Annotated in this window: 22 protein-coding genes; 17 read left to right on the plus strand and 5 right to left on the minus strand. The window is 69.2% G+C overall.

What is annotated here, in order from left to right:
• The first annotated feature begins 99 nt into the window (after window positions 1-99).
• The 7 genes from ABL844_RS18800 (at window position 100) to ABL844_RS18830 (ending at window position 7,644) form a co-directional block, all read left to right on the plus strand.
• Window positions 100-1,218 (plus strand): NAD(P)/FAD-dependent oxidoreductase, encoded by a 1,119-nt coding sequence (locus tag ABL844_RS18800; RefSeq protein ID WP_418128470.1) that lies wholly within the window; start codon window positions 100-102, stop codon window positions 1,216-1,218.
• 17 nt (window positions 1,219-1,235) lie between these two features.
• The gene (gene gluQRS, locus ABL844_RS18805; protein ID WP_418128472.1) at window positions 1,236-2,207 is read left to right on the plus strand and encodes a tRNA glutamyl-Q(34) synthetase GluQRS; all 972 of its coding nucleotides are present in this window, start codon (window positions 1,236-1,238) and stop codon (window positions 2,205-2,207) included.
• Window positions 2,207-2,974 carry a tRNA (guanosine(46)-N7)-methyltransferase TrmB gene (gene trmB, locus ABL844_RS18810; protein ID WP_418128473.1) on the plus strand — a complete coding sequence of 256 codons (768 nt, stop codon included), beginning with the start codon at window positions 2,207-2,209 and terminating at the stop codon, window positions 2,972-2,974. Before gluQRS ends, trmB begins: the two co-directional genes overlap by 1 nt.
• Window positions 2,975-3,019: 45 nt before the next feature.
• Window positions 3,020-3,481, plus strand: coding sequence for a helix-turn-helix transcriptional regulator (locus ABL844_RS18815; protein ID WP_418128474.1), 462 nt, complete (start codon window positions 3,020-3,022; stop codon window positions 3,479-3,481).
• 34 nt (window positions 3,482-3,515) lie between these two features.
• Entirely contained in the window at window positions 3,516-3,926 is a 411-nt protein-coding gene (locus tag ABL844_RS18820; protein WP_126022128.1) for a VOC family protein, read from the plus strand.
• A gap of 17 nt (window positions 3,927-3,943) precedes the next feature.
• Window positions 3,944-6,385: an ATP-binding cassette domain-containing protein gene (locus ABL844_RS18825; RefSeq protein WP_418128475.1), complete on the plus strand. Its 2,442-nt coding sequence runs from the start codon at window positions 3,944-3,946 to the stop codon at window positions 6,383-6,385.
• Between the two features lie 86 nt (window positions 6,386-6,471).
• Window positions 6,472-7,644: an ABC transporter substrate-binding protein gene (locus ABL844_RS18830; RefSeq protein WP_418128476.1), complete on the plus strand. Its 1,173-nt coding sequence runs from the start codon at window positions 6,472-6,474 to the stop codon at window positions 7,642-7,644.
• 16 nt (window positions 7,645-7,660) lie between these two features.
• On the opposite strand, the gene ABL844_RS18835 is transcribed toward ABL844_RS18830, so the two are convergent.
• Window positions 7,661-8,383: a Crp/Fnr family transcriptional regulator gene (locus ABL844_RS18835; protein ID WP_418128477.1), complete on the minus strand. Its 723-nt coding sequence runs from the start codon at window positions 8,381-8,383 to the stop codon at window positions 7,661-7,663.
• Window positions 8,384-8,511: 128 nt separating this feature from the next.
• Between ABL844_RS18835 and ABL844_RS18840 the strand changes: the two genes are divergently transcribed.
• From ABL844_RS18840 to ABL844_RS18885, 10 genes are all read left to right on the plus strand, one after another.
• Window positions 8,512-9,105 (plus strand): HD domain-containing protein, encoded by a 594-nt coding sequence (locus ABL844_RS18840; RefSeq protein WP_369661929.1) that lies wholly within the window; start codon window positions 8,512-8,514, stop codon window positions 9,103-9,105.
• A gap of 159 nt (window positions 9,106-9,264) precedes the next feature.
• Window positions 9,265-10,032: a class II aldolase/adducin family protein gene (locus tag ABL844_RS18845; RefSeq protein WP_418128478.1), complete on the plus strand. Its 768-nt coding sequence runs from the start codon at window positions 9,265-9,267 to the stop codon at window positions 10,030-10,032.
• A gap of 129 nt (window positions 10,033-10,161) precedes the next feature.
• Window positions 10,162-11,040 (plus strand): bile acid:sodium symporter family protein, encoded by an 879-nt coding sequence (locus ABL844_RS18850; RefSeq protein ID WP_418128479.1) that lies wholly within the window; start codon window positions 10,162-10,164, stop codon window positions 11,038-11,040.
• A gap of 7 nt (window positions 11,041-11,047) precedes the next feature.
• Window positions 11,048-11,974, plus strand: a complete 927-nt coding sequence (locus tag ABL844_RS18855; protein ID WP_418128481.1) for a LysR substrate-binding domain-containing protein — start codon at window positions 11,048-11,050, stop codon at window positions 11,972-11,974.
• Window positions 11,975-12,051: 77 nt separating this feature from the next.
• Window positions 12,052-13,479 (plus strand): FAD-dependent tricarballylate dehydrogenase TcuA, encoded by a 1,428-nt coding sequence (gene tcuA / locus ABL844_RS18860; protein WP_418121336.1) that lies wholly within the window; start codon window positions 12,052-12,054, stop codon window positions 13,477-13,479.
• A complete protein-coding gene (gene tcuB / locus ABL844_RS18865; RefSeq protein WP_418128482.1) occupies window positions 13,463-14,689 on the plus strand; it encodes a tricarballylate utilization 4Fe-4S protein TcuB in 1,227 nt (408 codons plus the stop codon). The genes tcuA and tcuB overlap by 17 nt, the downstream gene beginning before the upstream one ends.
• Before the next feature lie 26 nt (window positions 14,690-14,715).
• Window positions 14,716-15,507 (plus strand): class II aldolase/adducin family protein, encoded by a 792-nt coding sequence (locus tag ABL844_RS18870; RefSeq protein ID WP_126022118.1) that lies wholly within the window; start codon window positions 14,716-14,718, stop codon window positions 15,505-15,507.
• A 40-nt stretch (window positions 15,508-15,547) separates the two neighbouring features.
• On the plus strand, window positions 15,548-16,540 hold the full coding sequence (locus ABL844_RS18875; protein WP_418116728.1) for a Bug family tripartite tricarboxylate transporter substrate binding protein: 993 nt from the start codon (window positions 15,548-15,550) through the stop codon (window positions 16,538-16,540).
• A 37-nt stretch (window positions 16,541-16,577) separates the two neighbouring features.
• Complete coding sequence (locus ABL844_RS18880) at window positions 16,578-17,531, plus strand: D-2-hydroxyacid dehydrogenase (RefSeq protein WP_418128483.1); 954 nt, start codon at window positions 16,578-16,580, stop codon at window positions 17,529-17,531.
• Between the two features lie 124 nt (window positions 17,532-17,655).
• Window positions 17,656-19,983 carry a glycoside hydrolase family 3 N-terminal domain-containing protein gene (locus ABL844_RS18885; protein ID WP_418128484.1) on the plus strand — a complete coding sequence of 776 codons (2,328 nt, stop codon included), beginning with the start codon at window positions 17,656-17,658 and terminating at the stop codon, window positions 19,981-19,983.
• Window positions 19,984-20,015: 32 nt separating this feature from the next.
• On the opposite strand, the gene ABL844_RS18890 is transcribed toward ABL844_RS18885, so the two are convergent.
• The 4 genes from ABL844_RS18890 to ABL844_RS18905 all read right to left on the minus strand — a co-directional run bounded on the left by ABL844_RS18890 (window position 20,016) and on the right by ABL844_RS18905 (window position 22,836).
• Entirely contained in the window at window positions 20,016-20,375 is a 360-nt protein-coding gene (locus ABL844_RS18890; RefSeq protein ID WP_369661921.1) for a hypothetical protein, read from the minus strand.
• 183 nt (window positions 20,376-20,558) lie between these two features.
• A complete protein-coding gene (locus tag ABL844_RS18895; RefSeq protein ID WP_418131925.1) occupies window positions 20,559-21,854 on the minus strand; it encodes an aspartate carbamoyltransferase in 1,296 nt (431 codons plus the stop codon).
• Between the two features lie 134 nt (window positions 21,855-21,988).
• Window positions 21,989-22,339, minus strand: a complete 351-nt coding sequence (locus ABL844_RS18900; protein ID WP_126022109.1) for an alpha/beta hydrolase — start codon at window positions 22,337-22,339, stop codon at window positions 21,989-21,991.
• Between the two features lie 152 nt (window positions 22,340-22,491).
• Complete coding sequence (locus ABL844_RS18905) at window positions 22,492-22,836, minus strand: zinc ribbon domain-containing protein (RefSeq protein ID WP_418128486.1); 345 nt, start codon at window positions 22,834-22,836, stop codon at window positions 22,492-22,494.
• Between the last annotated feature and the right edge of the window lie 13 nt (window positions 22,837-22,849).

Here is a 22,849-nt window from a genome sequence, read left to right on the forward strand (position 1 = left end):
GCCGCCGCTAAGGGTGTGCCCTCAGGCGGAGCGCCTGCCGGACCGATGTAGAGTGCAGACACATCCATCCGCATTCCATCCAGAAGAAGAGAGTCCGTCATGAGCACTCGCGCAACTGCAAAGAAGCCGGCCAAGGCCGCCGCCGACCGTCACCGAACCCCAGCCGGCCCGGGCCAGCCGCGCTCCCCCCGCCATTTCGCCGTTGTCGGCGCCGGCATTGCCGGGGTGGCCTGCGCGAGAACGCTGGTGCAGGCCGGCCACAAGGTCACGCTGTTCGAACGCAGCGACGCCGCCGGCGGGCGCATGGCGAGCGTGGACACCGCCTTCGGCCGCTTCGACAGCGGCGCCCAGTATTTCACCGTGCGCGACCCGCGCTTTGCCCTGGCGCTGGAGAACGCCCCCGGCGTGTGCAAGCGCTGGAGCGCCAACCTCGTGCGCGTGCTCGACGCGCACGGCCGCGTGGCCGAGGCCGCGCTGCCTTCCCTCGAGCCGCACTGGGTGGCCCAGCCCGGCATGGATTCGCTGGTGGCCCGCTGGGCCGCGCCGCTGGGCGAGAGCCTGGTCACCGGTACGCGCGTCACGCAGATCGAGCCCGATGCGCTCGATGCGAAGCGCTGGCAGCTGCGCACCTCCGGCACCGACGACTCGCAGCATGTGTATTCGGGCTTCGACGCCGTGCTGCTGGCCGTGCCGCCGGCCGGCGCCCGCGCCCTGCTGGGCGACGGCGGCAAGCTGTCGCCCACGCTGGCCCGCAGGATCGAACCCGTGACCATCGCGCCCTGCTGGACGCTGATGATCGCCTACCCCCAGGCGAACCAGCCCGACATGTCGCACCTCGGTCCGCAGTGGAACGCGGCGCGCAGCACGCACCACCGCGTGGCCTGGCTGGCGCGCGAATCGTCCAAGCCCGGACGCGAGCCCATCGAACGCTGGACGCTGCAGGCCAGCGCGGCCTGGTCGCAGGAGCACCTGCGCGACGCGCCCTCGCGCGTGGAGGCCAAGCTGCTGCGCGCCTTCGCCGAGATCACCGGCATCCATGCCACGCCCGCGCACGCCCAGGCCATCTGCTGGAATGAAGCGCAGACGCAGGTGCCCGTGGGCACCGCCCACCTGTGGGACGCCAAGGCCCGCATCGGTATCGCGGGCGACTGGTGCACCGGCCACCGCGTGGAAGACGCCTTCCTCTCGGGCCTGTCGCTCGCGCTGGACGTGCTCTGAGGCAACGCCACAGGGAGATGAGAGAGACCGGCCGCTTCGCGCCCTCGCCCACCGGCCCGCTGCACGCGGGCTCGCTGGTGGCCGCGCTCGCGAGCTGGCTCGACGTGCGCGCACGCGGCCCGCAGGCGCGCTGGCTGGTGCGCATCGAGGACGCCGACACCGAGCGCTGCCTGCCCGGCATGGGCGAGCACATCCTCCAGCAGTTGGCCGAATGCGCCCTGCTGCCCGACGAGCCCCCTGTGTGGCAGACGCGGCGCACAGACCGCTACGAGGCCGCGCTGGCCCGGCTCAAGGCGCGCGGCCTGGCCTACCCGTGCGGCTGCTCGCGCAAGGACATCAACGAGGCGCTCGCCCGGCTCGGCCAGCGGCATGAGCGCCACGGCGAGCGCGTGTACCCCGGCACCTGCCGCGACGGGCTGCACGGCAAGCCCGCGCGCGCCTGGCGCTTCGCCACCGAGAAGTTCGAGGCCGACCTTCCGCCCACGCCCGGTGTGCCCTGGGAAGAAAAGGAAGAAGACGGCCACGACGCAGGCACCGGCGGCGAGCTCTGCTTCACCGACCGCCGCCTCGGCCGCCAGTGCCAGAACGTGAGCCGCGAGGTCGGCGACTTCGTGCTGCGCCGCGCCGACGGCCCCTGGGCCTACCAGCTCGCGGTGGTGGTCGACGACGCCGAACAGGGCGTGACCGACGTGGTGCGCGGCGAGGACCTCACCGACAACACCGCGCGCCAGATCCTGCTGCAGCGCGCGCTGGGCTTTCCCACGCCCACCTACCTGCACACGCCGCTGGTGCGCGGTGCCGACGGCGACAAGCTCTCCAAGCAGAACGGCGCCACCTCCATCGACACCGGCTCGCCGGCGGCCGCGCTGGCGGCGCTCGATGCGGCGGCGCGGGTGCTGGGCCTGGGCCCCGCCACGGCCTCGGATTGCCCGGCGGCGCTGGCCGGCTGGGTGCCCGAATGGCGCGCTCTCTACAATTCGCGGCCGTGATGAATCTTTCCGATACCGTGTCCAACGAACTCCCGCCCGGCAATGACGAGGGCACCGACGACGGTGCCAGCGACGGCACCGCCAAGCCCCACCCGCTGCACCGCCGCCTCAAGAGCTTCGTCAAGCGCGGCGGCCGCACCACCGAGGGTCAGGCGCGCGCCTTCTCCGAGCTGGGGCCGCTCTACCTCGTGCCCTACAAGCCCGAGCCGCTCGACCTGACCGCCGCCTTCGGCGGCCGCGCCGGCCCGACGGTGCTGGAAATCGGCTTCGGCATGGGCGAGGCCACCGCGCACATCGCGACGGTGCTGCCCGACACCAATTTCTTCTGCTGCGAGGTGCACGAGCCCGGCGTGGGCGCGCTGCTCAAGCGCATCGGCGAGCAATCCCTGTCAAATATCCGCATCTGCGCGCACGACGCGGTCGACGTGCTCGACCACATGCTGCAGCCCGGCACGCTGGCCGGCGTGCACGTGTTCTTTCCAGACCCGTGGCACAAGAAGCGCCACAACAAGCGCCGGCTGATCCAGCCCGGGTTCGTGACCAAGCTCGCGCAGCACCTGCGCCCCGGCGGCTACATCCACTGCGCCACCGACTGGCAGCCCTACGCCGAGCAGATGCTCGAAGTGCTGTCGGGCGAGCCGCTGCTGCGCAACACCGCCGAGGGCTATGCGCCCAAGCCCGAGTACCGCCCGCTGACCAAGTTCGAGAACCGCGGCATCAAGCTGGGCCACGGGGTGTGGGACCTGGTGTTCGAGCGGACCGCCTGAGCTGCCGGGTTGAGCCTGCCGTTGCGGCATGGCACGATCCCGCGGATGACCAGCAGCAGCAACAAGACCGACGCCGAGCAACCACACCTGCGCGACCTCGCCCGGCTGCGCCGCGTTCGTGACCGCATCGACCGCGAATACGCACAGCCGCTGGACGTCGAGGCCCTCGCCTTCGGCGTGCACATGTCGGCGGGCCACCTGAGCCGCCAGTTCAAGCTCGCGTACGGCGAGGCTCCCTACTCCTATTTGATGACCCGGCGCATCGAGCGCGCGATGGCGCTGCTGCGCCGGGGCGACCTCAGCGTCACCGAGGTCTGCTTCGAAGTCGGCTGCTCGTCGCTGGGCACCTTCAGCACCCGCTTCACCGAGCTGGTGGGCATGTCGCCCAGCGCCTACAAGCGCGATGCCGCGCAGCAGACCGAGGGCATGCCGTCCTGCGTGGCGAAGCAGGTCACGCGACCGATCAGGAATCGAGAAGCGCCGGCCGCACAGTCGCACCTAGACTGAGCGCTCCTCAAAACAACCGACCGGAGCGATCACGATGAACATCAGCATCCACGCGAGTTTCCTGCCGCACAACGACCCCGAGGCGTCGCTCGCCTTCTACCGCGACCTGCTCGGCTTCGAGGTCCGCAACGACGTGGGATACGGCGGCATGCGCTGGATCACCGTCGGCCCCAAGGGCCAGCCCGCCGTCTCCATCGTGCTCGCGCCGCCGGCCGCCTACCCCGGCATCACCGACGAGGAGCGCCGCACCATCGCCGAGATGATGGCCAAGGGCACCTACGCCGCCATCCTGCTGGCCACGCCCGATCTCGAAGGCACCTTCGCGAAGCTGCAGGCCAGCGACACCGAGATCGTCCAGGAACCGACCGACCAGCCCTACGGCGTGCGCGACTGCGCGGTGCGCGACCCCGCGGGCAGCCTGATCCGCATCCAGCAGCAGGGCTGAGGCGCAGAGGCGAACCGATGAGCACGAAGGCCGCGAAGAAAACGTCCCCCAAAAAGACCGCGAAGACGACCGCGAAAACGACCACGAAAGCGGCACCGTCCACGCAGCACGCCGCAGACAGCCACGACATGATCCGCGTGCACGGCGCGCGCGAGAACAACCTGAAGGACATCAGCATCGAGATACCGAAGCGCAGGCTGACGGTGTTCACCGGCGTCTCGGGTTCGGGCAAGAGCTCGCTGGTGTTCGGCACCATCGCGGCCGAGTCGCAGCGGCTCATCAACGAGACCTACAGCGCCTTCGTGCAGGGCTTCATGCCCACGCTGGCGCGGCCGGAGGTCGACGTGCTCGACGGGCTGACCACCGCGATCATCGTCGACCAGCAGCGCCTGGGCGCCGACCCGCGCTCCACCGTGGGCACGGTCACCGACGCCAACGCGATGCTGCGCATTCTCTTCAGCCGCCTGGGCAAGCCGCACATCGGGCCGCCGGGCGCCTTCGCCTTCAACGTGCCTTCGGTCAGCGCGGCAGGCGCCATCACCGTGGAGCGCGGCTCGAAGACGAAGACGGTGAAGGAGACCTTCAACCGCATCGGCGGCATGTGCCCGCGCTGCGAGGGGCGCGGCGCAGTCACCGACTTCGACCTTGCCGAGCTCTACGACGACGGCAAGTCGCTCAACGAAGGCGCGCTCAAGATTCCCGGCTACAGCATGGAAGGCTGGTACGGGCGCATCTTCCGGGGCTGCGGCTTCTTCGACGCCGACAAGCCGATCCGCAGGTTCACGAAGAACGAGCTGCACGACCTGCTCTACAAGGAGCCGACCAGGATCAAGGTGGACGGCGTCAACCTCACCTTCGCGGGGCTGATCCCGACGATCCAGAAGTCGTTTCTCTCGAAGGACGTGGAGGCGATGCAGCCGCACGTGCGCGCCTTCGTGGAGCGCGTGGTGACTTTTTCCACCTGCCCCGAATGCGCGGGCACGCGGCTCGCCGCGCCGGCGCGCTCCTCGAAGATCAAGGGCGTCAACATCGCCGACGCCTGCGCGATGCAGATCAGCGATCTAGCCGCGTGGGTGCGCGGCCTGAAGGAGCCCTCGGTGGCGCCGCTGCTGGAGGCGCTGTCGGCCAGCCTCGATTCCTTCGTGGAGATCGGCCTGGGCTACCTCTCGCTCGACCGCCCCTCGGGCACGCTGTCGGGCGGCGAGGCGCAGCGCACGAAGATGATCCGCCACCTCGGCTCCTCGCTCACCGACGTGACCTACGTGTTCGACGAGCCCACCACCGGCCTGCATCCGCACGACATACAGCGCATGAACGAGCTGCTGCTGCGGCTGCGCGACAAGGGCAACACGGTGCTGGTGGTCGAGCACAAGCCGGAGGTCATCGCCATCGCCGACCACGTCGTCGACCTCGGGCCGGGCGCGGGCTCGGCCGGCGGCAGCGTGTGCTTCGAGGGCAGTGTCGAGGGGCTGCGCGGCAGCGGCACGGTCACGGGCCGGCACCTGGACGACCGCGCGATGCTGAAGAAGAAGGTTCGCGAGCCGACCGGCAAGCTCGAGATACGCGGCGCGGCCACGCACAACCTGCGCAAGGTGAACGTCGACATTCCGCTCGGCGTACTCGCGGTGGTCACCGGCGTGGCAGGCTCCGGCAAGAGCTCGCTGGTGCATGGCTCGATCCCGCCAGGCGCGGGCGTGGTGAGCATCGACCAGAGCGCGATCCGCGGCTCGCGGCGCAGCAACCCGGCCACCTACACCGGGCTGCTCGACCCGATCCGCAACGCCTTCGCCAAGGCCAACGGCGTGAAGCCGGCGCTCTTCAGCGCCAACTCCGAAGGCGCCTGCCCCACCTGCAACGGCGCGGGCGTGATCTACACCGACCTCGCAATGATGGCCGGCGTGGCCACCCCCTGCGAGGAGTGCGGCGGCAAGCGATTCCAGGCCTCGGTGCTGGAGTACCGCTTCGGCGGGCGCGACATCGCCGAGGTGCTGGCGATGCCGGTGGACGAGGCCCTCGCCTTCTTCGGCGAAGGCAAGGCGCGCACGCCGGCCGCGCAGGCCATCCTGCAGCGGCTGGCCGACGTGGGGCTAGGCTACCTGCGGCTCGGGCAGCCGCTCACCACGCTCTCGGGCGGCGAGCGGCAGCGGCTGAAGCTGGCCACGCAGATGGCCGAGAAGGGCGACATCTACGTGCTCGACGAGCCCACCGCCGGCCTGCACCTGGCCGACGTGGCGCAGCTTCTGGGCCTGCTCGACAGGCTGGTGGATTCGGGCAAGTCGTTCATCGTGGTCGAGCACCACCAGGCCGTGATGGCGCATGCCGACTGGCTCATCGACCTCGGCCCCGGCGCGGGGCACGAGGGCGGGCGGGTCGTGTTCGAGGGCACGCCCGCGGACCTCGTCGCCAGGCGCGCCACGCTCACCGGCAAGCACCTCGCCAGCTACGTCAAGGGAGGCTGATCCAAAACCCTCCTCCTCGTCAGCCCGCCTTCCACCCTGGCCCCGATATTGCTACACTTTTTTACTAATGTGAAAGAAGGTGTCCAATGAACACGTCACGCAGGGAATGGTTGGGCAAGGCAGGCGCGCTGATGCTGGGTAGCGGCATCGGCATGGCCCATCCCGTCATGGCGCAGACGGCGCGGACGGGAGCGGCGGCAACCGGGGCGCGCGTCGTGCTGCTGGGGCAGTCGGTGCCGCTGACGGGCAGCGCCTCCGAGATCGGCAATGCCTTCGCCGCCGGCAGCCGCCTCGCGGTGAGCGCCTTCAACGACCGCAACGCGGCCAGCGGCCTGCAGCTCAAGCTGCTGCAGCTCGACGACGGCTACGACGCGGCACGCGCGGCAGCCAACGCGCGCACCCTTCTGACCAACGACAAGGCCGACATGCTCTTCGGCTTCGTCGGCACGGCCAGCAGCGAGGCCGGCGCCAACGTCGCCACCCAGCGGGGCAGCCTGCTGTTCGCGCCATTCGCGGCCTCCGACACGCTGCGCGGCGCGGAGCACCAGAACGTGTTCCATGTACGCCCCGGCATGATCGACGAGGCCCTGAAGATCGTGAAGCAATGCGCCACCGTCGGGCAGACGCGCGTGGCGCTGGTGGGCGACGACGATGCCATGGGCCGCGCAGGCCTGGCGGCCGTGGAACAGGCCATCAGTGAACTCAAGCTCACGCCGCTGGTCGCGACCGCGCTGGTGCCCGCCAACGGCGACAAGCTCGACGCGGCGCTGAAGGAAGTGCAGAAGCAGTCGCCGCAGGCCATCGTGCTGGTGTCGCTCTCGGGCACCACGGCCAACGCCATCCGCAAGCTGCGCAAGAGCGGCTACGCGGGCAGCTTCATGGCCTTCTCCATCGTCGGTATCGACCCGCTCTACGCCGCGCTCGGCAAGGACATCGGCGGCATCGTGATCTCGCAGGTGGTGCCCTCGCCGCGGCCCTCGGCCATTCCGATCGTCAAGGAGTACCTCGCGGCCGTCGACAACTCCGACCAGACCGCCTCGTACGAGGGCCTGGAAGGCTTCATCGCGGCCAAGGCCGCCGGCGAGGCAGTGAAGCGAGCCGGCCGGGGCTTCAACACGGCCGCCCTCATGCGCGTGATGTCGGGCATGACCGACTACGACGTCGGTGGCTTTCGCATCAACCTGCGCCCGGGCCTGCGCGACAGCGTGCGCAACATCGACCTGATCAGCATCTCGGCCGACGGCCGGGTGCTGAGGTAGCCGGCCGCCTGCCCTCCTAGCCGGTGCTCACGAGCGCGCGCAGCGCGTCGAGCGAACGCAGTTCGATGCGCCCGTAGCCCAGCGAGAGCACACCCTCGGACGCCAGCGCGTTGAGCTCCTTCGACAGGGTCTGACGCGTCACGCCGAGCATCATGGCCAATGCCTCCTGCGGCAGCTGCAGCTCGTGGCGCAACTGCACCGACTGCGTGGCATCGCCGCGCGCAAGCACCAGCAGCCGGTGCGCCACGCGGGCACGCAGGCTGCGCAGCGTAGCATCCTCCGCGAGGCCGTAGAGCATGCGCACGCGCGCCGCCAGCATCGCGGCGATGGCGTTGGAGAACACCACGTCGCGCATCAGCACCGCGAAGGCCACGGGCGGCACCACCAGCAGGTCGAGCGCCTCCAGCGCGGTGGCGTCGTGGGTGCGCGGCGAGCCGTCGATCAGCGTGATCTCGCCGAACCAGTTGCCCGGCTCCAGCACCGCGAGGATGGCCTCGCGCCCGTCCTGGCGCAGCGACGAGACCTTGATGGTGCCCGCCACCAGCCCGTAGAAGCCGCCATCCGTGGCGTGGATGGGATCGCCCTGGCGGAACACCATCGCGCCGCGCCGCACATGATGCAGTTCGGCCGCGCCCACCAGCGCCTCGCGTTGCGCGCGCGGCATGCTCATGAACCACGGGTTGCCTTCCAGCGCGGCGCGGTGCGCGGCGGAAAGGCGCGGCTTCGAAGAGACGGCCATGAAGGGGAAATGAAAGGCGAACGGGGGTTTACCAGAACCCCGCATTGTCAAATTCTTGACAGTTCATGGTCAAGCGCAGGCATACAGTGACCAGCTCCCCACAGGACACAAGAACGGAGACTCCGGCGATGAACGCACGCGCAAGTTTCAAGAGCATGCAGGAAAGCACGCGAGAAGACTGGCAGCTGATCGGTGGCGAATTCATGCAGTTCGCGGGCGGCCTGCCCGCACGCGTGATCAGGCACCTGCAGATCCTCGAAGGCGACTACGGCGGCTTCCCGGTCGACCGCTACACCCACTCGCTGCAGACCGCCACCCGCGCGCTGCGCGACGGCCGCGACGAGGAGTACGTGGTGTGCGCGCTGCTGCACGATATCGGCGACACGCTCGGCAGCTTCAACCACCCCGACATCGCCGCGGCCATCCTCAAGCCCTTCGTGAGCGAGGCCAACCACTGGATGGTGCAGAACCACGGCATCTTCCAGGGCCACTACTTCTTCCACCACATCGGCCTGGACCGCGACATGCGCGACAACTTCAAGGGCCATCCGCACTACGAGCGCACGGCCGAGTTCTGCGCGCTCTACGACAACCCCGCCTTCGACCCCAGGGCCGAGACGCTGCCCATCAGCGAGTTCGAACCCATGCTGCGCCGCGTGATGGCGCAGCCGAAGCAGAGCATCTACAAATCGGCGCTGCAGCCTGCTGCAGAGGCCGCCTGAAGTCGGACAGCCGAACGCAGAAGGAAGACAAAAGCTACGCAGAAGTCGCAGAGAAAACCAGAAACCATTTCCTGTTTTTCCTTCTGCGACTTCTGCGTAACCTTCGCGACCTCTGCGTTCGGCTGCCCGCTTTCTCCTCCCTCAAAAGGACACCCCAACATGAACGCCTTCGCCCAACCCGAAATCCAGAAGCTCGTCTCCGCCGAGGAGTGGCAGCTTCGCGTCGACCTCGCCGCCTGCTACCGCCTCGTGGCGCTGCACGGCTGGAGCGACGTGGTCTTCACGCACATCAGCGCGCGCATTCCCGGCCCCGAACACCACTTCCTGATCAACCCCTACGGCCTGATGTTCGACGAGATCACCGCTTCGAGCCTGGTGAAGGTCGACCAGCAGTGCAACAAGGTCATCGACTCGCCCTACCCGGTGAACCCGGCGGGCTTCGTGATCCACAGCGCGGTGCATGCGGCGCGGGAAGACATCCAGTGCGTGCTGCACACCCACACCCGCGCCGGCATCGCCGTAAGCGCGCAGAAGAACGGCGTGCTGCCCATCAGCCAGCAGTCGACCTTCGTGCTGGCCTCGCTGGCCTATCACGACTATGAGGGCGTGGCCTTCCGCGACGACGAGAAGCCGCGCCTGCAGGCCGACATGGGCAGCGCCAACTTCCTCATGCTGCGCAACCACGGCCTGCTGACCTGCGGCAAGACCATTGCCGACGCCTTTCTCTCGATGTACACCTTCGAGGCCACCTGCCAGATCCAGATCGCGGCGCAATCGGGCGGCGGTGAACTCACGCACGTGGACCCGCGCATCGTGGAAGGCGTGGGCCAGGCCATGAAGGTTCAGACCGGCGGCCTGGGCGGGCAGTTCGTCTGGCCGTCGCTGATCCGCAAGCTCGACCGCATCGACGACAGCTACAAGCAATAAGAGCTTCGTCGCTCCCGGTTTCCACGGCTGCCAGCGCCTGCGCGACAGGTGCCGGCGGCCATTTTTTTGTTCATCGCTCGCACCACGACAACTACAAGAAAAGCAAGAACCAACGAGGAGACAAACCCCATGGACAGTACCGTCATCGTCACCCGCTTCCTGTTCGGCGCGCTCGCGCTGGTCATGTTCGGGCTGGGCCTTTCGCTTTCGCTCGCCGACTTCAAGAGGCTCTTCAAGCACCCAAAGGCCGTTGCCATAGCGCTCGCGCTGCAGGTCATCGGCCTGCCGCTGGCCTGCTACGCGATCATCGTGGGCTTCGGCCTGCCGCCGGTGTTCGCGGTCGGGCTGATGCTGCTGGCGGCCTCGCCGGGCGGCATCTCGGCCAACCTGTTCTCGCACCTGTTCGGCGGCAACGTGGCGATGAACATCTCGCTCACGGCCGTGAACACGCTGCTTTCCATCGTCACGCTGCCGCTCATCGCGAACTGGGCCATCGGCCATTTCGCGCAGGGCGGCCAGGTGGTGCCGCTGCAGACGCGCAAGCTTGTGGAGGTGATCGCCATCGTGCTGGTGCCGGTGGCGCTCGGCATGTTCGTCGCCTCGCGCCGGCCCGGCTTCGCCGCGCGCATGGAAAAGCCCACCAAGATCTTCAGCGGCGTGGTGCTGGCGGTGGTGACGGTGCTGGCCATCGCCAACGAGTGGAAGACCATCACGACCACCTTCGCGCAGATCGGCGTGCCGGTGCTGCTGTTCAACCTGCTGAGCCTGCTGGCGGGCTACTACCTCAGCCGCGCCGCCGGGCTCGACAAGCCGCTGGCCACCGCCATCAGCTACGAGATCGGCATCCACAACTCCACGCTGGCGATCTTCATCGCGGTGAGCGTGCTGGGCAGCTTCCAGCTGGCGCTGCCGGCGGCCATCTACTCGGTGGTGATGTACATCACCGCCCCGCTCTTCGGATGGCTGCTGCTGCGCCGCCCGGCGCCGGCCACCGTGCCTGCGCGATGATCGGCGCATGGAACTCCGGCAACTGCGCTACTTCGTCAAGGTCTGCGAGCTTCGCAGCATGGGCCGCGCCGCGGTCGAACTGGGCGTCGTCACCTCGGCGCTGAGCCAGCAGATCAGCCGGCTCGAGGGCGAGCTGGCCACCCGGCTGCTGCAGCGCAGCTCCAGCGGCGTGGTGCCCACCGACGCGGGCGTCGCCTTCCTGCACCAGGCCCAGCTGGTGCTGCGCCATGCCGACGACGCGGTACTCGCGGCGCAGCAGGCGCGGCTGTCGGGCCACGTGAGCGTGGGCCTCGCCCCCACCACCGCCACGGTGCTCGGCGTGCCGCTGATGCGAGCCATGCGAGAGCGCTACCCCGACGTACGCCTGCACATGGTCGAAGCGCTCTCGGGCCATCTCACCAGCATGCTGCAGGCCAGGCAGCTCGACCTTGCCGTGCTGTTCCAGACCGACACGCCACGGCGCTGGAGCGTGACGCCGCTCCTGGCCGAGAAGCTCTTCGTCATCGCCTCGCCCGCGCTGGCGCAGCGCCCGACCGGCACGCGCGTGCGGCTCGCGCAGCTGGCCGGGCTGCCGCTGATCCTGCCCAGCGGCAGCCACGGCCTGCGCGCCACGCTGATGGCCGCCTTCGCGCGGGCACGCATCGCGCCGAACATCGTGGCCGAGGTCGACGGCCTCGCGCTGCTGATGGACGCGGTGCGCGCGGGCCACGGCGCCACCATCCAGCCCGGCGCGGCCACCGCGCGGCACGACCGTGACGACCTGCAGCTCACCCAGATCGCCGACGCCCACGTGGGCCGCCGCAACCTGCTCGTGAGCCTGTCGGACGACGAACTCTCCCCCGCCGCGCTGGCCACGCGCGTGGTAGCGGCCGACACGGCACGCGCACTGGTGCGCGAGGGCCGCTGGGCCGGCGCCAGTCTTCTCGAAACGTGAACACCCGTTGCCCGATCCGGCCTTTCGCGTGAAGGCCTGCGTGCCTAGAGTCTCCCGGTTCCCACGGAGACCCACGATTGACGGATGTTCTTGTTGTTGGCGGCGGCAACGCCGCGCTGTGCGCCGCGCTCATGGCACGCGAGGCTGGCGCATCGGTGCTGCTGCTCGAAGCCTCGCCCAAGGCCTGGCGCGGCGGCAATTCGCAGCACACGCGCAACCTGCGCTGCATGCACGATGCGCCGCAGGACGTGCTGGTCGATGCCTACCCTGAAGAGGAGTACTGGCAGGACCTGCTGAAGGTGACCGGCGGCCTCACCGACGAACGCCTCGCGCGCCTGGTGATCCGCGCCTCGTCGAACTGCCGCGACTGGATGCGCAGCCACGGCGTGCACTTCCAGCCGCCTCTGTCGGGCGCGCTGCACGTGGCGCGCACCAACGCCTTCTTCATGGGTGGCGGCAAGGCGCTGGTGAACGCCTATTTCCGCAGCGCCGAAAGGCTTGGCGTGCGCATCCGCTACGACACGCCCGTGGCCTCGGTGGAGCTCGACGGCGACCGCTTCGTGGCCGTGCGCACCGAAGCCGGCGAACGCATCGAAGCGAAGAGCTGCGTGCTGGCAGCCGGCGGCTTCGAATCGAACCGCGAGTGGCTGCGCGAAGCATGGGGGCAGAACGAGCGCGGCGAGTGGCCGGCCGACAACTTCCTGATCCGCGGCACGCGCTTCAACCAGGGCGTGCTGCTCAGGCACATGATCGAGGCGGGCGCCGACAGCATCGGCGATCCGTCGCAAGGCCACATGGTGGCCATCGACGCGCGCGCGCCGCTGTACGACGGCGGCATCTGCACGCGCATCGACTGCGTGTCGCTGGGCGTGGTGGTCAACCGCGAAGCCAGGCGCTTCTACGACGAGGGCGAGGACTTCTGGCCCAAGCGCTACGCCATCTGGGGCCGGCTGGTGGCGCAGCAGCCTGGGCAGATCGCCTGGTCGGTCATCGATCAGAAGGCGGTCGGGCGCTTCATGCCACCGGTGTTTCCCGGCACGCAGGCCGCCACGCTCGGCGAGCTGGCGCGCAAGATCGGCCTGGACGAAACCACCTTCGTGCGCACCGTGGAGGACTACAACGCCGCCTGCCGCGTCGGCCGCTTCGACCACACCGCACTGGACGACTGCCACACCGAAGGCCTGGCCCCAGCCAAGACGCACTGGGCGCGCCCTATCGACACGGCGCCCTTCCATGCCTATCCGCTGCGACCCGGCATCACCTTCACCTACCTGGGCCTGAAGGTGGACGAAACCGCGGCTGTCCGCTTCGGCGGCAGGCCCAGCCCCAACCTCTTCGTGGCCGGCGAGATGATGGCCGGCAACGTGCTCGGCAAAGGCTACACGGCGGGCGTCGGCATGAGCATCGGAACGGCCTTCGGCCGCATCGCGGGCACGCAGGCGGCGAAAGCCGCGCGGGCCTCCACGAAGAACGACAAGGAGGCCGCGCTTGCAGCAGCTCACTGACCTCGTCGCGCGCGCACGGGCCGATGCCGAGGGCACGCCCGCGCACCGCGTGATCCCCATCGCCCCCGCGCTGCCGCTGACCGCGGCCGAAGGCGAAGTCGCGCGCATCCTGCAGATCTGCAACGCCTGCCGCTATTGCGAAGGCTTCTGCGCCGTGTTCCCGGCCATGACGCGCCGGCTCGACTTCGGCAACAAGGCCGACACGCACTACCTCGCCAACCTCTGCCACAACTGCGGCGCCTGTCTGCATGCCTGCCAGTACGCGCCACCGCACGAGTTCGCGGTGAACGTGCCGCGGGCCATGGCGCAGGTCCGCATGCAAACGTACAGCGACTACGCCTGGCCGCGCGCCATGGGCATGCTGTACCGCAGGGCGGGCCTCACGGTAGCGCTCGCGCTGGCCGGCGGGCTGGCGCTCTTCCTGGTGCTGGCGGTGGCGCTCTCGGGCTCGCTGCTGCACGAGCCGATGGCGGGCGACTTCTACGCGATCTTTCCGCACAACCTGCTCGCGCTGGTGTTCGGGGCGGTGTTCCTCTTCGTGATGCTCGCGCTGGCCATGGGCGTGCGGCGCTTCTGGCGCGAGGTGTCGCCGGCGAACGACTCGCAGAACACGCCGGACCTGCCCGGCGTGCGCGGCCCCGCCGGCGCCGAGGCGGCGCGCGACGCGTTGCGCCTGAAGTACCTCGACGGCGGCCACGGCGAAGGTTGCAACAACGAGAGCGACCGCTTCACCCTGTGGCGCAGGCGCTTCCATCACTTCACCTTCTACGGCTTCATGCTGTGCTTCGCATCGACCTGCGTGGCGACGCTCTATCACTACCTGCTCGGCCTGCATGCGCCCTATGCGCTCACCAGCCTGCCGGTGCTGCTGGGCACGGCCGGCGGCATCGGCCTGCTGATCGGGCCGGCCGGCCTGCTGTGGCTGAACCTGCGGCGCGACCCGGCGCATGGCGACACCGCGCAGCGCCCGATGGACCGGGGCTTCATCGCCCTGCTGCTGCTCACCAGCCTCACCGGCCTCGCGCTGCTGGCCTGGCGCGACACCCGCTTCATGGCGCTGCTGCTGGCGGTGCACCTGGGCGTGGTGATGGCGCTGTTCCTCACGCTGCCCTACGGCAAGTTCGCGCACGGCGCCTTCCGCTGCGCCGCCCTGCTGAAGTTCGCCATCGAGAAACGACTGCCCGGCCGCCTGCGCCTGGGCGCCGACTGAACACCCACCCGCGAAGGAAAAGACCCATGACACAACAACCCGGCGTGCTCCGGATTCCATCGATGAAGGAGCGCTGCTCCGAAGCCGAATGGCAGGCCCGCGTCGACCTCGCCGCCTGCTACCGGCTGGTGGACCTCTACGGCATGTCCGACATGATGGCCAACCACATCTCCTCGCATGTGCCGGGCGAGAAAGGCGCCTTCCTCATCAACCCCTACGGGATGATGTACGAGGAGATCACCGCCTCCTGTCTCATCAAGGTGGACCAGGACGGCAACATCCTGTCGAAGCCCGACTTCGGCGAACTGGACTACGGCATCAACAAGGCCGGCTACGTGATCCACAGCGCGGTGCACGCCGCGCGGCCCGACGTGGCCTGCGTGATCCATACGCACAGCTGGGCGTCGATGGCAGTCTCGTCGCTCGAATGCGGCCTGCTGCCGCTCACGCAGACCGCCATGCGCTTCCTGAAGATCGGCTACCACGACTACCAGGGCGTGGTGCTGAACACCGAGGAGCAGGCCTCGCTGCTGGCCGACCTGGGCGAGAGCGAGGCCGTGATCTTCCGCAACCACGGCGCGCTGGTGGTGGGCCGCAGCGTGGGCGAGGCCTTCAACTGGATGCACCGGCTGGAGCTGGCCTGCCGCGCGCAGATCGGCGCGATGTCGTGCAACACGCCGCTGAAGGCGGTGCCGCAGCACATCCTGGAAGAGACCTGGAACAACTATCAGCCCGGCACGCGCCGGCCCTACGGGCTCATGGAATGGCCTGCGCTGCTGCGCAAGCTCGATCGCATGGACCCGGGCTTCCGCGACTGAGCCGCCACCGCTTCGCCCACTCCCACGAGGACACACAAGAATGACACGAGACAAGCCCCTTTCCTTCCTTTCCCGCAGGGCCGCCTTCGGCGCTGCCGCGCTGCTGTGCGCCGGCATCGGCATGCAGGCCGCCGCGCAATCGCCCTACCCCAGCAAGCCCGTGCGCGTGGTCGTCGCCTTCACGGCCGGCGGCACCACCGACATCCTCGCGCGCGCCGTGACGCAGCAGCTCTCGGAAAAGCTCGGCCAGCCTTTCGTCATCGACAACAAGCCCGGCGGCGGCGGCAACATCGGCACCGAGTTCGTGGTGCGCGCGCCTGCCGACGGCTACACGCTGATCGTCAACTCGGTCGGCCCGATGGCCGTCAACCAGACGCTCTACAAGAACCTGCCCTACGACCCGCTCGCCGACCTCGTGCCGGTGGTGCAGATCGCCGACGTGCCCAACGTGCTGGTGGTCAACCCGGCGGTGCCCGCCAGGACGCTGGAGGAATTCATCGCCTACGCCAAGGCCAACCCGGGCAAGCTCAACTATGGCTCGACCGGCATCGGCACCTCCTCTCACCTGTCGAGCTACATGCTCGGCAAGCGCGTGGGCGCCGACATGCTCCATGTGCCCTACAAGGGCGCGAACGCGCTCAACGACCTGCTGGCGGGCCGGGTGCAGTTCATGTTCGCAACCATTCCCTCGGTCATCTCGCACATCAAGGCGGGCAAGCTGCGCGCCATCGCGGTGAGCAGCCAGAAGCGCTCGCGCTCGCTGCCCGACGTGCCGACCGTGGCCGAGAAGGGCTTCGCCGATTTCTCCGCCGGCTCGTGGTTCGGCTTCTTCGCGCCCAAGGGCACACCGGCCCCGGTGATCGCGCTGCTCAACAAGTCGGTGAACGACGCACTGCCGCCGCTGGAGGCGCAGATGATCCGCGAAGGCGCCGACCCGGTGGGCGGCACGCCCGAGCAGTTCGGCAAGTTCACGCGGCAGGAGTACGAGAAATGGAAGGCCATCGTGCGCGAATCGGGCGCGACCGCGGAATAGGCACCGGATGACGAACACCCCGCCACTGCGGATCCTGATGAGCCCGCAAGCCGCGGCGCAGACCGCACCCGGCCTGCAGGCCGCGCTCGACGGGCGCGCGCATCTGCTGGTGAGCCCCGGCGGCGATGCCGACATCGCCTTCGTCTCGCGCGACGTCACCGGCCTTTCGACCAAGCACGAGCTGCTGCCGCACACGCAGGCCTTTCACGACGCGCTGCGCCATGCGCCGTCGCTGCGCTGGGTGCATGCGCATTCGGCGGGCGCCGACCGGCCGGTGTACGGCGAGTTGCGTGCGCGCGGCGTGGAAGTAACGACCTCCTCCGGCGCCAACGCCAGCGTGGTGGTGCAGACCGCGCTGGCCGGCGTGCTGATGCTGGCGCGGCAGTTTCCGCAGCTGCTGGCCGCGCAGCGCGTGCACGCTTGGTCGCCGCTCCTGGGCAGCGGCCTGCCACGCGATCTTGCGGGGCAGACGGCGGTCATCGTCGGCTGGGGGCCCATTGGGCAAGGGCTGGGCGCGCTGCTCGCGGCGCTGGGCCTGCGCATCGTGTGCGTGCGCGGCAGCGAGGCGCCGGCGGCCGCTCCCGCGCACGAGAGCGTGAGCTACGAACGGCTGCACACGGTGCTGCCGCGCGCCGACTGGCTGCTGCTCGCATGCCCGCTGAGCGAGCGCACGCGCGGCCTCGTCGGCGCGGCGGCGCTCGCGCGCATGCCCGCCGGCGCGCGGCTGGTGAATGTCTCGCGCGGCGAGGTGGTCGACGAGCCGGCGCTGATCGATGCCTTGCGCGGCGGCGCGCTGTCTGGCGCGTATCTCGACGTGTTCGCGCACGAGCCGCTGTCGGCCGACTCGCCCTTGTGGGATTTGCCGAACGTCATCGTCACGCCCCACACCGCCGGCCATTCGGACGGCAACGAGGCGCGCGTGGCGGGCATCTTCCTCGACAACCTGCAGCGCTGGATGCGCGGCGAGCCGCTGCTCAACCGCGTGGCCTGAAACGGCCGCGATCTACTCCTCCCGGCATTCTGCCGAAGGAGAACCGACGCTCCCGCTCCTCTAGCCGACAGTGCCAAAACCCGCCAAGGAAGGGCGGCTACTGTTATCTGCAGAATAGGAGCCCATGCACGTCCGATTCCCGCGCCATCCGGCGCGCTCTCTCGCCCCCGCCTGCGCCCTCCTCTCCCTCGCGCTCCTCCTGCCCTCCGCATCGGCCGCCCCCGATGCGTCAACGGCTGCCACGCTGCAGCCACAACCACAGGAGCAACCGCAGCAAGACGCCCACGCCCGCATCGAAGCCCTGATCTCCCGCATGACGGTGCAGGAGAAAGCCGGCCAGCTCAGCCTGTACGGCCCGGCGGACATCGACACGCCCAACAACCCGCAGGCCAGCTGGCGCAATGCGCAGCAGGAAACGGCGGACGTGCGCGCCGGCCGGCTCACGGGCCTGTTCAACAACGCGGGCCTCGAGGACAAGCGGCGGCTGCAGCAGATCGCGATCAAGGAGTCGCGGCTGGGCATTCCGCTGATCTTCGGCGCCGACGTGATCCACGGCTTTCGCACGATGTTCCCGATGCCGCTGGCCGAGGCTTCGAGCTGGGAGCCCGCGCTGGCCGAGCGCACGGCGCACGCGGCGGCGGTGGAGGCCACGGCCGACGGCTTCCGCTGGACCTTCGCGCCGATGGTCGACATCGCACGCGATGCGCGCTGGGGCCGCGGCCTCGAAGGCGTGGGCGAGGACGTCTTCCTCGCGAAGCAGTTCGCGGCCGCTCGGGTTCGAGGCTTCCAGGGCACGGATCTTTCCCGGCCCGACTCGATGCTGGCCACGCCCAAGCACTTCGCGGCCTACGGCGCGGCCGAGGGTGGCCTGGACTACAACGTGAGCGACATCTCCGAGCGCACGCTGCGCGAGGTGTACCTGCCGCCGTTCCGCGCGGCGCTGGACGCGGGCGCGCTGTCGGTGATGAGCGCCTTCAACGAGATCGGCGGCGTGCCCTCCACCGCCAACCCGGCGCTGCTCACGGGCGTGCTGCGCGACGAATGGAAATTCCGTGGCTTCGTGGTCTCCGACTACACGGCCGACGAGGAACTGGTGGAGCACGGCTACGCCGCCAATCCGCGCGAGGCCGCCAAGCAGGCCTTCATGGCGGGCACCGACGTGAGCATGCAAAGCGGCCTGTACATGCGCTACCTGCCCGACCTCGTGGCCTCGGGCGAGGTTCCGATGGCGCGCCTGGACGAGGCGGTTCGCCGCGTGCTGCGCGTGAAGCAGAAGCTGGGCCTGTTCGACGACCCGATGCGCGGGCTCGACGGGCTGCCCGCCGCGCAGCGCCCCGAGAACCCCGAATTCATCGCGCTGGCCCGCGAAAGCGCCCGCCGCTCCATCGTGATGCTGAAGAACGATCGCATGCTGTTGCCGCTGCCCAAGGCCGGCACGAAGATCGCGCTGATCGGCCCCTTCGCCGAAGGCACCATCGACCTGATGGGCGCCTGGAGCCTGTTCCCCGGGCAGTCGGCGCCGGTGGGCATCGACCAGGGCCTGCGCAACGCGCTGGGCCCCAATTCGTCGGTGAACGTGGTGCGCGGCTCGGGCATCGAGTCGGCGCTGCCCGGCGGCATCGACGCGGCGGTGGCGGCCGCGCGCGATGCCGACGTGGTGCTGCTGGCCATCGGCGAGAGCCAGAAGATGTCGGGCGAGGCGCGCTCGCGCAGCGACATCGGCCTGCCGCAGGCGCAGCAGGACCTGGCCGAGGCGGTGGCCGCCACCGGCAAGCCGGTGGTCGTGCTGCTGAGCAACGGCCGCGCGATGGCGCTGAAGGGCGCGGTGCGCAATGCGCGCGCCATCCTCGTCACATGGTTCCTCGGCGTGCAGACCGGCAACGCGATCGCCGATGTCGTGTTCGGCGACTTCAATCCCTCGGGCCGGCTGCCGGTGAGCTTTCCGCAGACGGCCGGGCAGGTGCCTTACTACTATGGCCACAAGCGCACCGGCCGCCCCTCGCCCGAGAGCGCGCCCGGCACGGCCTTCAAGACGCGGTACGTCGACGCGACGAACGAGGCGCTCTACCCCTTCGGCCACGGCATCGGCTTCTCACCTGTGCGCTACGACAGCGTCGAACTGAGCAGCGAACGCATGCCGCTGGCCGGCACGCTGCGCGTGCGCGCCACCGTCACCAACACCGGCTCGCGCGACGCGGAGGAAGTGGTGCAGCTCTACATCGCCGAGCGCGCCGCCAGCGTGACGCGGCCGGTGCGCGAGCTCAAGGGCTTCCGCAAGCTGGCGATCGCGCCGGGCGCATCGGAAACGGTCGAGTTCACGCTCACGGCCGACGACCTGTCGTTCATCGGCCGCGACATGAAGCCGACCGTGGAGCCCGGCGAGTTCGACCTGTGGGTGGCGCCTTCGGCCGCGAGCGGCATCCGCAAGCGCTTCGTGCTCACGCGGGATTGAAACCCGCCGGCACCGCGCCCCTATTCGCCCATCTATTCGCCCATCGCGTGCGCGACCGGCGAACCCGATGGGTTCGCCGATGCCACGGGCGGTGCCACCTGCGACTCCATCACCTCGGTCGGATGGATGCCGTTGTTCGCGCGAATCGCCTCGGCCTGCACCTGGGCGCGATCGGCCCCCGACACGCTCGGCGCGGGCTGCGATTCGGCGACCTCGGTCGCATGGACTCCGTTGTTCGCACGCGCGGCCTCGTCGGCCACCGCATCGCGCGATTGCGTCGAGTGCGAGATCTGCGGATAGTCCGGATCGGCCCGCCCGCCCGCATGCGCGAGCGATGCCAGCACCAGCGCGGGCCCGGTGGCGATGCACAGGGCAATAGTTCGAACTCTCATGGCTGTCTCCTTGAGTGATGACGATGGGTTCACTCTAGGACGCGGCACTTATGTGCCGCTGAGGGTCTGCTTAGGGTGCCGTGAGAGTTCGCTTAGGCGCGGATGAGCGCTTCTAGTGCGCGATCCGTTCGGCAAGCTGGTCAACATCCTCGTCCACACCTGACGCGCCCGGGGCAGCAGGCGTCAGTCGAGCCCGTGGAAAGTGCTGTCGTCGGGCCCGATGTGCGAGGGCGGCGTCCACGCGGCGTCGCGCATCGAGCGGCTCACGAGCTTGTCCACGCCCAGCAGCGTGGCGAAGATGGCCATGCGCACCGGGATGCCGTTGTCGGTCTGGCGGAAGATGGCCAGGCGGGGATCGTTGTTGAGGTCGACGCTGAGATCGTGCGAGCCCGGGCGGCTGTCGCGCGGCAGCGGGTGCATCACCACCACGTCGGGCTTGCACGCCGATTCGACCAGCGCGCGGTTGATCTCGAAGGCGTTGTCGAAGCCTTCCAGCACTTCGTCGTGGGCGAAACGCTCCTTCTGGATGCGCGTGGCGTAGATGATGTCCGCGCCGGCCAGCCCCTGCGCCGGGGTGGCGGCGATCTCGACCACATGGCCGTTGCGGCTCACCGCATCGACGACCCCGGCGGGCATGGCCAGCGACGGCGGCGAGATCAGCGTGAACTTCAGGCCCTTGTACAGCGCCAGCAGCTTGATGAGCGAATGCACGGTGCGCCCGTATTTCAGGTCGCCGACCATCGCGATGTGCGCGCCGTCGACCAGCTTGCCCAGGCGCGAGGACTCGCGCTGGATGGTGTACAGGTCGAGCAGTGCCTGGCTCGGATGTTCGCCCGGCCCGTCGCCGCCGTTGATGACGGGCACATTGGTGGCGCGCGCGAACTCCGCCACCGAGCCCTGCTCCGGATGCCGCACCACGATGGCGTCGACGTAGCCGCTGATGACGCGGCTGGTGTCGTAGATCGATTCGCCCTTGGCCATCGACGAGAAGGTGAAGCCAGTGGTGTCGCACACCGAGCCGCCCAGCCGGCAGAAAGCCGCGCCGAAGCTCACCCGGGTGCGGGTGCTGGCCTCGAAGAACAGGTTGGCCAGCACGGCCCCTTCGAGCACGCGGCTCACCTTGCGGCGGCGCGCGATGGGCTGCATCACGTCGGCCAGCTGGAAGAGCTCGTCGATGGCGTCGCGGTTGAACTGGCTGACCGAGAGCAGGTGCAGCGAGCCCTCGACGGCCATCGACTTGCGCAACGCGCCTTCATGTGCGCTTTGCGTATATTCACCGCGCCGACCATCCGAAGCCAGGATTTCGCTGACGAAGCGCCGCGCGACCTCGGGCATGGCTCTGAATTCGTTGGATTCGTCGGGCAGCAGCCAGGCGTCGAGCGCCCTTCTGCGGCTGCCGATGCGCTCGGCGAAAGCGTCGCGCGTCATGTTGAGCTGACGCATCGCGTCGCGGAGGAGCACCTGTTGCGGCATGTTCATGAGCCGCAAATATATACTCATTGCGTATATTTTAGAAGCCCCAAGGCGAAACATGCGCACATGAAAAAAGCGGGCCGATCGGCCCGCTTCTCGTCCTTGTCCATGCAGCCGCAGCAGCGGCCGATGTCGCCTGATTACAGGCCAGCCTGGCGCGTGAACGACACGCTGGGCTTCTTGTAGGCTTGCGGCACTTCGTCGCGATAGAACGCGCGGCGATCGAGGCTGGCGAGCGGGTCGTGCGCCTTGGCAACGGCCTCGGCCTGCACGGTCGCACGGTTGGCGGTAGAGGTGAAGCTCTGTGCACCGGCGGCGGAGGCATCGCTGTATTCGTTGCCGGCGCGGGCGGCGGCAGCGGCTTGCGGTGCGACTTCGGCACGGGTCACCGAGGAATTCACGACGTGCACGCCGTCATAGGTTTCTGCTTGTGCTCCGGCAGCAGCCAGGAGCGAGAGAGCAGCAGCGGCGAGGATCTTCGAGGCATTCATTTCAATCTCCTTCAGGGCAAACGGGTTGGTTGGTGAGGAGAAGTTTGATCCTGAATCGCCCCGGAAAACGCGTGCAAAAAGAACCGCGGCGTTCACGGGATTGAAACAATGCGGGCCTTGAAAAAGCGTCCCGCCGATACGGTCCGACGCCTTCAGTGGCTGATCATCCAGGGCCTTCGCGACGGTGCCGACTTCGCGCCGTTGGGCGCGGTCATCGTTGCGCCGCGCTTCGACGAAGAGCCGCAGCAGCCGCACCCCGCGGGATGCCGCAGCCGCGCATAGTCGCGCGAACTCGTCGGCTCGTGCCGGGCGCGCTCGTTGGTTTCCATTGCGCGGCGCGTGCCCGCGGCCATCAGCGCGAGCCGGGGCGCGGCCGACAGCACGCGAGGCGACGCGCTGCCGCAGTCGGGGCATGCGGCCGGCTCGTCGCGCAGGCCCGAGGGCCGCAGCGCCTCGAAGCCGCCGCAATGCCCGCAGGCGTAGTCGTAGGTGGGCATGGCGGGTCTTTCT

This window comes from Variovorax sp. 278MFTsu5.1, from assembly GCF_048305045.1.
Lineage (GTDB): Bacteria > Pseudomonadota > Gammaproteobacteria > Burkholderiales > Burkholderiaceae_C > Variovorax > Variovorax guangxiensis.